Raw genomic sequence first — 13,087 nt, 5'->3', positions numbered from 1 at the left:
ACGAGTCACTTATTATATTAAAGATTTATACAGTTAAGAATTAAAAGTTAGTTCAATCCATAAGCATTAATAGTTAAAAATTATGGTTTACGAACTTCATGATCAAAATAACCTTCTTCCTTCACCTCTAATTCTTCATGTTTCAGTTCGACTTCAAACGTGTCTTTATGAATATGTTTAGACTTTTCAATTGCAATATCTTGCACCACATAAGTCTCTTTTTTAATGATAGCAACTTGTCTTGATAAAACTATCTCAACCGGTTCTTGATCTAAAAATACTTCTGTACCGTTAACTGTAATACTAGCCTTATTGGTTAAAGTAGGCTCAATATGGCGTACCAGATCCTGTTCGCGTGCAACATTGGTTAACAATTGTCTTGAATCTGGGTCATAATATTCTGTACTAATGACCATAACTTCTTCAACCAATTCAACGGGAACATTGACTGTTTTGGTTCGAATTTCCTTACTGACTGTTACCTTACCGACATCAAGTCGCTCTTTATCAATAACTGCACGTTCTTCTAATAGCTCAATTTTACCTACTAAACTACGATTTGGATCTGTTATATGAGAGGTAGAGGTGTTGTCAGTAATATTGTTGCTTGATAACACATGTTGTCCAGAATCAGCATTCTTATTTGGATTTATGTTATCCAAATTAGTTTTATCTGAGTTCGATTGACTAGCAGTCGAGTTGTTTGATATAGAATTCATATTCATTCCTATAAAAGCCATAAAAAGGGATAATAGTTTTAAATTTTACGAAAATAAGAATAGAACCAATGCTACTTTATTCTAATCATATATTTAGTTATTGGTTTTGCAAATACTGTCTTAAATAATTGAATAACCGAATTAGTAATTAATACGAGTTTTTATTATATTTAGTTGGTTATAAAAGCGTTAAAAAAGCCAGAGCTATGAACTCTGGCTTTCTTAAACGATTTAAGAGCTAAAAATAAAAGATAGATCAATAAATATAATTAGCATAGTAAAACTTCAATCTAATAGAAAACTTAATAATAAAGTAAAGTTAACTATTATTTACCGCGTGCAGCACGTACATCATCAGCAGTAATGCCGTCACGATTTACGATATTGCCTTCAAGATCAACTACATTACCATCATGATCAACATCTAACTCTTCACGTTGAATTGTCTCATTGATAGTTTGGATATGACGCTCAGTAGTTTTAGCAACATTTACTTCTTCAGTTACGTAAGTCTGTTTGCTTACATTTGCACGTTCTGCTTCAAGTTGAACTTGTACAGAGTTTGCATTTGCATCGTCGCCAATTTTACGATCTGTAGGACGGTTAACTTCATTGCGTTCAATATGAGCGTGTTCTTCTTCAAGCTCAACATCTACTGCACGATTTTCAGTCACTACATGTTTACTAACATTAACTAGGCCAGCAACGATACGATCTTTGTTTACTGTTAGACGTTCTTCTAATAATTCAAGAGTATTTGGCGCTTTGTATGCTTCTTCTTTAACATCAAAACGCTCTGCAGCTGGAACAGTGTCTGCTACAAATGCTTTACGATCTTTTTCTGCTTGTTCATTATAGCTATATTCATAATCATGATCATACTCTTCCATAGCTTCAACTTGAGATTTAGTTAAAGTGTCGAAGAACACGTCATCACCAACGATACGAGCAAGACCAGCAGGTACTAAAACTTCTTTAGAACTAAACCAACCACCAACATCAACAATTAAATAACGGATACGACCAGTAGTACTTTCAACTAAAGCACCATCAATTTTACCAATTTTTTCTTCGCTAGCACCATAAGCTGCTTTGCCAGTTGGATCGTAATAATCATCACCAATTAGATCGCGGTGAGTAGTTTGAATATCTGTTAAACGAATTAATTGACTCATTATTCTTTCCTTATACTTTTGTGAGTTTGAAGTCCTTTTAAGTTAGGACTTTATTGATTAAAGTTATTATTACTTCTTATATTTCTTTAAAATTATTGTAGCTATAAAACAGAATTAAACATCTTAGTTAAAATTACTTAAAGCATCGTATTTCATTAAAGAGATGAATTTAACATTTAATCCTTCTTTAACTGCCTGTCGATAACTTGAATAATAGAGTAACAATTGATTTAAAGGGTTTATATAGTAAACGAGTATCACAATATTAAATTGCGTAAGTAGGTGTAATTAGGTGTAAGTGTGATAACAAAGATTTAGTCATCTGTTACCTTGATAATGTAGATTCTAGTATCACATATATTCTGATAAGTTTATATAAAAAAGAGTCTCGCAAGGAGACTCTTTTGTAAACATTTAATTAGAGCTTAGTAGTTAGATAATAATAACTAGATTAAGATAATTTATGGCAGTTCAACAGCCACTGCAACCGCTTCACCGCCACCAATACATAATGAAGCAACGCCTTTTTTACCACCAGTGCGTTTTAACGAGTTGATAAGCGTCACTAAAATACGAGCACCTGAACAGCCTACTGGATGACCTAGAGCACAGGCACCACCTTCAATGTTTACTTTTTCATGTTCAAGATTCAACTCATCCATAGCTATCATAGTGACCATAGCGAAAGCTTCATTAATTTCCCACAAGTCAACATCATTTACTGACCAACCTGCTTTAGCCAATACTTTTTCCATTGCGCCAACAGGAGCAATAGTGAATTCAGAAGGGTGACGTGAATTAGAAGCTGTGGCTATGATACGAGCCTCAATATTGAGATTTTTCTCGTTGGCAATTTTTTCAGAAGTAACCACAACTGCAGCGGCGCCATCCGAAATGGAACTAGCATTAGCAGCCGTGATAGTACCTTCTTTAGCGAAAGCTGGGCGTAATAATGGAATACGTTCAGCATTGGCCTTAGCAGGTTGCCCATCGATTTCTACGACTACTTCGCCTTTACGGGTGTTAATAGTTATAGGCGTGATTTCATCTTTAAAATGACCTTCTTTAATAGCTGTTAAGGCGCGATTTAATGACTCAATGGCAAAGTCATCCATTTGTTCGCGGGTATAGCCTTTTTCATCTGCCATTTCTTGAGCAAACTGACCCATTAATTTGCCAGTATCAGCATCTTCTAAGCCATCAAGAAACATATGGTCTTTTACTTCGTTATGACCCATACGGTAACCATTACGTGCTTGTGGCAGTACATAAGGTGCATTGGTCATCGATTCCATACCACCGGCAACGATGATATCAGCACTACCGGCTTTGATAGCATCATGCGCTTGCATAACCGCTTTCATACCTGAGCCACAAAGCTTATTAATAGTAACCGCACCTGTACTATCTGGCAAACCTGCTTTACGCATAGCTTGGCGAGCTGGACCTTGTTTAACACCAGCAGTCAAGATACAACCCATAATCACTTCATCAACTTCTTTAGGGTCTACACCAGCGCGTTCTACCGCGGCTTTGATTGCTGTTGCACCAAGCTCAGGTGAGGTTGCACCAGCTAAATCGCCTTGGAAACCACCCATTGGGGTACGTGCGCCACCAACAATAACTATTGAATCTGAAGACATACTAAATATCCTTAATAAAAAAATGAGATAAATAACAGACTAAAAACTGTTAAATTTAAATGAGTTTAAAAGCAGGTTCTCTTAATATAAAAATATAGCGTCGACATTATAGGCAGATGTGGCACCATTATTGACTGCTTGTCAAAACTTATAAATTATAAGAGGGCTGATGACCTAGTCTAATTCGTGTAAGCGAATACGGACCACATCCGCTGTAATCGCTTCTAACGCTTCAATCTTAATAATGGCGCCATTCATTTGATTTTCAATCACTGGTAATGTCAAAATAATAATTGGGACCTGACCTTTTTGATGAGCAGGCTTCTGTAGGATTGCATCAATATTGATACCAGCATCACTCAAGATACGGGTCACATCGGCCAAGACGCCTGGCGTATCCTTGGCTTCAAGACGCAAATAATAACCCGTTACCATTTGATCTGCCGGCAAGATAGGGGTGTCAGACAATTCATTAGGCATAAAGGCAAGATGTGGTACATGATGACCATCTTTAACCGTAAGTACACGGATTAGATCCATTACATCTGCCATAACCGCAGAAGCAGTCGCTCCTGCACCTGCGCCATCTCCGTAATAAAGCGTTTGACCCAATGGATGAGAGTTAACCAATACTGCGTTCTTAACACCGTTAACATTGGCCAAAAGCTTATCTTCTGGAATCAAAGTAGGATGTACCCGTAATTCTATACCCGTAACCGAGTTATCAGACGAAGCATTATCTTGGTTATCATATCGACGTACTGCAAAACCTAAATGCTTAATGCGGTAGCCAAGCTGTTCAGCATACGTTACATCTTGTAGGGTGATACCGGTAATGCCTTCACAGTATACTTTATCAAACTGTAGAGGGATACCAAAGGCGATGGATGCTAAAAGTGCCAACTTATGCGCCGCATCAATGCCTTCGACATCAAAAGTAGGATCAGCTTCTGCATAACCCAAAGCTTGCGCTTCTGCCAATACGTCATTAAAGTCGCGACCAGTTTCGCGCATTTCGGACATAATAAAGTTGCCTGTCCCATTGATAATACCGGTGAGCCAATCTACTTTATTGGCAGCTACTGCCTCACGCATCACTTTAATAATGGGAATACCACCCGCTACAGCCGCTTCATAGGCAATATGCACATGATGCTGTTCAGCTAAAGCAAAAATTTCATTGCCATTTTCAGCCAATAAGGCTTTGTTAGCAGTAACCACGTGTTTGCCATGTTTAATAGCATGAATGATCACATCTTTTGCCACAGTCTGACCACCAATGACTTCGACAATAATGTCCACATCATCACTTTCAGCAATTGCCATTAAATCACTATTTTGTTTGATCGAAGGGTCGATATCAGTACGATGACGACGGGTACCTACTTGACTGATAACGATGTCATGGCCGCTACGTCTTTTGAGCTCTGACAAGTTGTCTTTAAGTAGGTCAAGTACACCTGTTCCTACAGTGCCAAGCCCTAATATGGCAAGTTTAATAGATTTACTCACAGTATCCTCAGTAGTATTGTTAAACGTTATTATAGAGAGTAGATCAAGTTTATAATAAAAGCATTAAATTCAGCAAATCATTATATAGAAAGCTTTAAAGAGCAAATTGCCCTATCATGCTAAAAACTTAAATGAAGTCCTAGTCAAGCTGAAGAGTTAGGATTAACACCATGTTTGGCCTACTAATATTATAGTGCTTAAACTTGGCTTGCTTGACCTTAATTCAAGACCTTAATTGCCTTGCTTATGACTATATTACAAGCTTAAGTTTATGAAAGTACAATAATAACTTTAAAAAGAGTGATAAAAGTTAAAAGACTAGGCAATAAAGTTACCATGATGGAGGTGTAAAAGTAACTTAGTGGCGGTTAATTTTACTGACGCTTTAGTCTAAAACGGATCCTATATTAACAGTCAACGAAAAGCGAATAAAGGGCTAACCCTTCTCTATATTTTTTATGAGGTGGTTGCTAAAAAAGGACCTGCCCATAACAGATCCTTTCGCCTAAAGATAACTATTTATCAACTTTATGTATTTATTTCAGATCACCTACTACTTGAACTTCAACTCGGCGATCAGGTGCTAAACAAAGTTTAGTTTGTTCAAGACTCATATTTTGACAAGATTGGGTTAACGGAGAAGACTCACCCATGCTCGATGTTGATATAGAAGATGGATTAAACCCACGACCTGCTAACTCGTCTTTTATGGTATTGGCACGTTGCAGGGCTAAATTATAATTATAAGCCTCATCACCAAGATAATCTGTATGTCCTACCACGTTAATAGAATGAATTTGACTGTAATCTTGCTGAATGGTCGCTGTCAATTTATCGATATTAAAGGCACTAGAAGATTTTATATTAGCGGAATTAAAGTCAAAAAGTAAATCAGAGGACAGGGTAAAAGTACGCGCCTTTGGCTCAATTATCGGAGTAGGTTTTTCGACAATAACAGGTTTAGGCTTGTTTAAGGTGTTTTCAATAGCTTCAGCACATTGAGGTTTATCCCAATAATAGTTTTCAACTTTATCGTGTTTATTAAAATGTAATTGTAATTGGCATTGAATATACTCTCTTGAATACGGCTGACGTATTTTTAAAATGTAATTCCAGTTATTTGACATAAACTCATTAAAATGTGGATTGCCGATTAATTTACGAACAGTATCATCATCAATACCTGTATTGATATGGATAAGATCGTCTGCATCGTAACGTGGTATATCTTTTAGATACGTTTTATTTGCGTTTGGAAATTCTATTTTAGTTGGATCAGTGCTACTTGTAGCCGCTTGTATAGAAGCAGTTGTAAGTAATGCGGAGCAGCTCAAAAGCGTAAAAGGTAATATTGATAATAGGCTTTTCATAAGTAATACCTTGCTAGTATATGGTTAAAATCAAATATGAGGTTCAGGCTTGCTGTCTTTTAATCAGCAAACCTGAAAGATAGCTTGAAATTATGAATGCTACTCAATAACCCCCGATACACCTATACGGAATAATGGATCATTTTTGGTATTGGTGGATACACCACCATTTATTGACCATCGTCCGTTATCTGCTGTACGGCGTAAGCTAATACCAACAGCCGATTGGCTATTGTAATGGCTTGCACCAGCTGCATAAGTCCATTTGCCTGCAACATAAGGCGCATTTTCAATAGCGGCAGCAGAAGCAATGCCCGCAGAAAGTTGGTCTTCTAAATTGTCCATATGGACAGCAAGTTTATAGCCTAAGTCATTTAGTTGATTGATGTTCGCTGCATCTGTTCCTTGTACGCCAGGAGCAACATTTGTAATCGTATTTCCACCGTTATCAAGTCCTTGGTTAGTAACACTGACTGAATTAGAGGGCATATTATGGTTCGTAACGGTTATACCGTTGTTATCCACAAGTGTATTGCCAGTAGTCACACTTTTAACGGTAATATCATCTTTTAAACCAACTTTAACACCATTAGCAGTAGTTTTAGTGGTGATATTACTATCACCAGTAACATTGACTGTGTCACCAAGCTTATAGTTATTGGTTGTTGAACCATCTCCTACGTTTAAGCCTTTATTGATACTAACTGTATTGGTTGCTATTTGATTGCTATTGTTCACAATGTCCTTTTTATTTTGGTCAACAATCAAGTTTGTGGCGTGTAATTGAGAGCCATTAATGGCGTCGTTACTATCTGCGCTTACTTTACCTTCTGCGATATTACTAAGTTTTGAGGCAGTAGTGGTTGATCCATTAGCATTTTGTAGACTTGCAATAATAGTGCTAGTCTCAACGCTATTACCGCTACCATCCATAGCTGTGTTAAATGTATCGCCAACCTTATAAACTTTATTGCCTTGCGAATCAGTATAGACAACTGGTAACTGAGCACTATTTACAATACCTTGAGTATTTACAGATAGATCGTAGTTGTTACCATTCGCCGACGCTGTCTGAGTAACACTGACACTACCATTATTAGAAGTAACTTTAGTACGACCATCATCAACATATTTTTTGTTAGTGACTGAATTAGGTGTATTACCGACACTTTCAACAGTCATATTATTTGCCGCGACTGAACTGAATGTAACAGAATCAGAAGTTGACACTTTAATACCGCCATTACTATCTTCTTCTAACTTCATATTATTACCAGTAGCAAAGTTTGCGGTATTAGAGGCTTTATTAAGGGTTTTAACGTCTTTTCCATCTATTTGAGTGACAACGGATTGTAAAGCATTGTCAGCTGTACCACTTACTACCTTCAATTGACTGACATTGACCGCGTCTGAGTCTTTGACACCTGCTTTAATATTGGTGATGACGGTATTTCCTGCGTTAATACCAGTATTTTCAATACTCACAGGACCTACTGAAACGGTGCCGGCAGTGATGGTATTAGCCGTCACCGAATCAAAGCTGACGTCTTTGGCAGTGGCTACTTTTATAGATCCATTGTTATCGGTTAGGACAATGTTGTCACCATTTTGGAAGTTGGCAACGTTGTCGGCTTTATTTAGCGTTTTCACCCCAGTGCCGTTGATTTGAGTGACCACCGTTTGTAGGGCAGAGTCGGCGTTAGCTAAACTGTCTTTAGCGCCTTGGGTCAACTCGACTTTATAATCAGTGATGTCAGTTGCATTATCTGTGGTACCAGTCACGTCTAAACTGGTAGAGGACACCGTTGATTTCTCAGCATTGACGGTATATTCAACCCCGCCATTTGCATTGCTGCCGGTATCCACAGTAACGTTGTTGCCCTTAACGACGGTACTGTGCTTTTGACCATTGGCGATAGCGTCTTTGGTGGTTTGATTCAGATCAACCACATAGTCGGTCACGTTGTTCGCGCCCTCTGTACCAACAACCGTGACAGCAGTAGAACCTGCTGAGGCTGTTGTGCCATTTGCATTGACAGTATAAATATCTTGACCATCGTCGCCTGTTGTTTTCACCACGTCTTTGACGTTAGTACCCGCCGCCACTTCGGTTTTCGATGTAGCAGAGGCCATCTTTAACTGACTGACATTTACCGCATCTGTATCGGCGGTACCTATCGCGACGTTGATAATCTTGTTGTTGCCGTTATCAAGTCCTGTATTGCTTAGGTTTACACCCCCCATGGTGACACGGCCATTGGTGCCTAAATCAACTTGTTCAGCAAGCTTAATGGCAATGGTGCCATCGGCATTGGCTAGGGTTTGAATGTTGTTCTCAGTACTGCTGGTTGCACCGCCCACTAAGCTTAGAACCTCACTTGGCTTACGGGTAATTGTCACACCGGCATTGTCGCCTTTGAACTGCTGCTGGGTGTTTGAGATAGCGTTAAAGACATCACCGCCATTGACCACATCTTGACTGCCTTGCGTCACATAGTCTTTACTGCCGCCTTGGGCTAGACTGTCTGCGTTATTCACCGTCATGGTATCTGCCGCCACAGTGCCGGCAGTGATGGTATTAGCCGTCACCGAATCAAAGCTGACGTCTTTGGCAGTGGCTACTTTTATAGATCCATTGTTATCGGTTAGGACAATGTTGTCACCATTTTGGAAGTTGGCAACGTTGTCGGCTTTATTTAGCGTTTTCACCCCAGTGCCGTTGATTTGAGTGACCACCGTTTGTAGGGCAGAGTCGGCGTTAGCTAAACTGTCTTTAGCGCCTTGGGTCAACTCGACTTTATAATCAGTGATGTCAGTTGCATTATCTGTGGTACCAGTCACGTCTAAACTGGTAGAGGACACCGTTGATTTCTCAGCATTGACGGTATATTCAACCCCGCCATTTGCATTGCTGCCGGTATCCACAGTAACGTTGTTGCCCTTAACGACGGTACTGTGCTTTTGACCATTGGCGATAGCGTCTTTGGTGGTTTGATTCAGATCAACCACATAGTCGGTCACGTTGTTCGCGCCCTCTGTACCAACAACCGTGACAGCAGTAGAACCTGCTGAGGCTGTTGTGCCATTTGCATTGACAGTATAAATATCTTGACCATCGTCGCCTGTTGTTTTCACCACGTCTTTGACGTTAGTACCCGCCGCCACTTCGGTTTTCGATGTAGCAGAGGCCATCTTTAACTGACTGACATTTACCGCATCTGTATCGGCGGTACCTATCGCGACGTTGATAATCTTGTTGTTGTTGGCATTAAAGCCATTGGCTGTGACAACGCCTGTAAAGGTCGGGGCATTAAGAAGCTGAATATCTACTTTGCCATCTGTAACTACAGTTTTGACATTATTATTTGAGGACGCTGCTGTCGCACCACCTGTTATTGCAATCGTAGATCCTAACGATTGTTGCGAGCCATCATTATTGGTATCTTGTAGCTCATTACCTATAAAGGTGAGCGGCGTCTGTGTGACTTGCTTTAACTGGGCAACGTTCACAGCATCGGTATCTTCAGAACCTGCTGCTAGACTAGTAATTTGGCGCGTCAATCCACTATTGACATCACCAACTGATACTGCTGCTCGGGTGGCTCGCCATGTTGAGTCTGAAATAGTAGAGTTTGTATTCGTAACAATATCATAGCCACTTGTAGTTGGAATATCTCTAGTGGCAATAGATGCGGAGCCAAGAGCTATACTATTTTTAACCTTTGCCTGTGATTCAGAACCTAGAGCTATTGCATTTTCAGTCTCAGCCTGAGCACGTTCACCTATAGAAATTGTATTATTAATCGATTCTGTTGTGGTGCCTAAATTTATGCCTGCACTTTCGCCTATTGCTATATTAGAATTTCCTTTTACATTATTGCCAGACCCTATACCCAAAGCTAAGTTATTTTGACCAGTTATTTGTTGACCAGAACGATAGCCTAAAGTACTGTTACCTGATCCAGTTACATTCTGTCCTGACCAGTTACCCACTGCAGAGTTTTGACCGCCTTTAACGCCACGTCCAGATTGACTACCTAAAGCTGTATTGCGGCTACCTTCTACAGTTTGACCTGCTTGAAAGCCAACAGATACATTATCAATGCCTACGTTTTTATTGGTATCACTTATTCCAGAGCCAGCTTGCATTCCTAAAGAGGTATTGTGAGTGCCACTTGCGTAAGCGCCTGCTAACGCACCCACGTTTGTATGACCATTTCCTGCCGTACTACGACCACTTTGGGCACCTAATGACGTTGTACCAACACCTTGAGCTTCAGTTCGATAACCTATCGCAATGCTTTGTTCATTTTGAGCTTGAGCTCGATAACCGATAGCTGTAGCATTCCCACCTGCTGCTTCAGCACTAAATCCCACAGCTATACCACGATCTCCAGTTGCTCTAGCATTTTCACCAGCAGTCACTGAGGTTGCACCTGCAGCGCCTGCTGAATCCTCTACTTTTCCTAAGTTTGTCGTTGCGTTACCTGTACCTGCATTTGAGCCATCAGCTTTATTAACATGGAAATAAGTATCTTTATTAAGTGTATTTATAGCTGTATTAAGTTGACTACCATTAATAGCATCTTTGGATGAGTCACTAATAGCACCATCAGCGACGTTAGTAATCTTATTATTGTTGGCATTAAAGCCATTGGCTGTGACAACGCCTGTAAAGGTCGGGGCATCAAGGAGCTGAATATCTACTTTGCCATCTGTTACAACAGTTTTAACATTATTATTTGAAGATGCTGCTGTCCCACCACCTGTTATTGCAATCGTAGATCCTAGCGTTTGTTGCGACCCATCGTTATTGGTATCTTGTAGCTCATTACCTATAACTGTCAGGGGGCTTGACGCTACGTTAGCCACTGCCTTCAATTGCGACACATTTACAGCATCTGTATTGTCTGAACCGGCAGCAACATTGGTTATTTGACGGGTGCTATCTGCTTTACCAACGGATACTGCACCTAGATTTCCAACGACCGTGCTTGCAATAGCCGTTTTATCGGCAGTATTAGCTTTATCAAGAGCATAAACTGTGTTGCTACTGGCTAAAGCGGAACTTGATGTCGTTGCATTAGTAAGCGCTGCTCTATTGGCCACCGACTGTGACCCTAAAGCAATAGCATCCGTTTTAGTCGCTGATGAGGCATAGCCGATAGCCACGCCTCTAGAGTCTGATACAGATGATGCATTACCAATAGCAACAGCTCTCGTACCTTTGGCTTTTGCACCTGCATTACTTGAGTCATAACCACCACCTATTGCAACGGCGCCTGCACCATCTGCTGATGCAGCATTACCATCACTACCACCACCAATTGCAGTGGATCCTGATCCTGTTGAATTCGATGAGCGGCCTATTGCAGTTGCGTATTTGGTATTCGCTATCGTATCAGAACCTATCGCTATAGTATTATCGCTAGAGGAAGCAGCATTCTCGCCTATAGCAATACTGTTACCACCACTTGCAATAGAATTCGTACCTACTGAGACAGCTTTGCCACCAGACGCTTTTGCACCAACGCCTGCTGCCAAAGCATTCATGGCAGTAGCTCCACCAGCTTCATCTACTTTACCTAGATTACTACTAGCGACACCAGTACCTGAATTGGTGCCATTATTGACATGAAAATACATGTCTTTAGGCGCGGCAAGGTCAGCGACGGCTTTAAGCTGAGCTACGTTTACTGCATCTGTATTGTCTGAACCAGCAGCGACATTAATTATTTGGCGAGTACTGGTGCTATTGCCCACAGAGACTGCCCCAAGACTACCTTTAACAGTGTCTGTTACAGCCGTTTTTGTCGTTGTCGAGGCGGAAGTAGGGGCGTAAACTTCATTTGTACTTCCAGTTGCAGTTGCAGATGTAGTAGTGCTAGCTAATGCTGCTCTATTCGCTGTTGAGTTCGCACCAAGAGCAACTGCGCCATTGATTGTGGTGGACGAGTTCGCGCCTAATGCTGTTTGATTAGAAATGGCTTTGGCTGTTGTTGATTGATATCCTAATACTGTCGAATTTTCTCCACCGACAAACCCCTTCTTGCCACATACTGTTTGAGTATCAGCATATGTCGCTTGATATTCAGAATCAGAAAAATAACTATTACCATTACAATAAGTAGGAGCTGCATTTGCAGATACTGTCAATCCCAAACCAGTCATAATGCCCATAGCCAGTAAACTAGGCATTAATAAATTTATGTTTACTAAACCACTATTAATGGTACTTTCTGATGTTTTTGAAGCGCTTCCAGCGGCACGAATGCTTTTTTTACCTTGCCCTTTGGCATGTTCCGCAACTGCCACAAAAGTAGCCGTAGCTTTATTAAAAATTACTTTATAGATATGATTCATGAGGATTGTCCTGCGTTATTAAATTTAAATAAGAAAAAAAATTGGAGATAAAGCTAAAGAAATATGGAAGGAAATTAAAAGAATAAATAATGAGTTATGATGTGATAATCTTATAAATAAGTTGATTTGATAAATTGAAGTTTAGAAATATAAACTAAGAGTCAGAATTCTCTTAGATTAAAACTATATAATTTGAAAAAATAAATTGTATTAATAGACCATATAAAATTAATAATTAATAAGAATTATAACTTAGATTAACGTACGAAGTGCAATTACTTAAAATGAGTGAAAAGGAGGCAAAG

At 39.8% G+C, this 13,087-nt stretch carries 6 protein-coding genes; all 6 read right to left on the bottom strand.

From position 1 onward, the window contains the following. Positions 1-80: 80 nt before the first annotated feature. Positions 81-719 carry a YsnF/AvaK domain-containing protein gene (locus QZ265_RS06180; RefSeq protein WP_296404449.1) on the bottom strand — a complete coding sequence of 213 codons (639 nt, stop codon included), beginning with the start codon at positions 717-719 and terminating at the stop codon, positions 81-83. Between the two features lie 326 nt (positions 720-1,045). Further along, the gene (locus QZ265_RS06175) at positions 1,046-1,894 is read right to left on the bottom strand and encodes a PRC and DUF2382 domain-containing protein (protein WP_296404447.1); all 849 of its coding nucleotides are present in this window, start codon (positions 1,892-1,894) and stop codon (positions 1,046-1,048) included. Between the two features lie 461 nt (positions 1,895-2,355). Continuing rightward, entirely contained in the window at positions 2,356-3,537 is a 1,182-nt protein-coding gene (locus QZ265_RS06170) for a thiolase family protein (protein WP_296404445.1), read from the bottom strand. A 174-nt stretch (positions 3,538-3,711) separates the two neighbouring features. Next, positions 3,712-5,049, bottom strand: a complete 1,338-nt coding sequence (locus tag QZ265_RS06165) for a homoserine dehydrogenase (protein WP_296404443.1) — start codon at positions 5,047-5,049, stop codon at positions 3,712-3,714. A gap of 536 nt (positions 5,050-5,585) precedes the next feature. Then, positions 5,586-6,419 carry an OmpA family protein gene (locus QZ265_RS06160; RefSeq protein ID WP_296404441.1) on the bottom strand — a complete coding sequence of 278 codons (834 nt, stop codon included), beginning with the start codon at positions 6,417-6,419 and terminating at the stop codon, positions 5,586-5,588. Positions 6,420-6,518: 99 nt separating this feature from the next. Next, on the bottom strand, positions 6,519-12,782 hold the full coding sequence (locus QZ265_RS06155) for an ESPR-type extended signal peptide-containing protein (protein ID WP_296404439.1): 6,264 nt from the start codon (positions 12,780-12,782) through the stop codon (positions 6,519-6,521). Between the last annotated feature and the right edge of the window lie 305 nt (positions 12,783-13,087).

It is taken from the genome of Psychrobacter sp., assembly GCF_018260395.1.
In the GTDB taxonomy this organism is placed as follows: domain Bacteria; phylum Pseudomonadota; class Gammaproteobacteria; order Pseudomonadales; family Moraxellaceae; genus Psychrobacter.
This window is presented reverse-complemented; position numbering and strand designations above follow the sequence as displayed.

What these genes read in the sequence shown, in the direction of transcription:
- QZ265_RS06180 (WP_296404449.1), bottom strand. Translation starts at nt 719, where the DNA reads ATGAATTCTATATCAAACAACTCGACTGCTAGTCAATCGAACTCAGAT.
- QZ265_RS06175 (WP_296404447.1), bottom strand. Translation starts at nt 1,894, where the DNA reads ATGAGTCAATTAATTCGTTTAACAGATATTCAAACTACTCACCGCGAT.
- QZ265_RS06170 (WP_296404445.1), bottom strand. Translation starts at nt 3,537, where the DNA reads ATGTCTTCAGATTCAATAGTTATTGTTGGTGGCGCACGTACCCCAATG.
- QZ265_RS06160 (WP_296404441.1), bottom strand. Translation starts at nt 6,419, where the DNA reads ATGAAAAGCCTATTATCAATATTACCTTTTACGCTTTTGAGCTGCTCC.
- QZ265_RS06155 (WP_296404439.1), bottom strand. Translation starts at nt 12,782, where the DNA reads ATGAATCATATCTATAAAGTAATTTTTAATAAAGCTACGGCTACTTTT.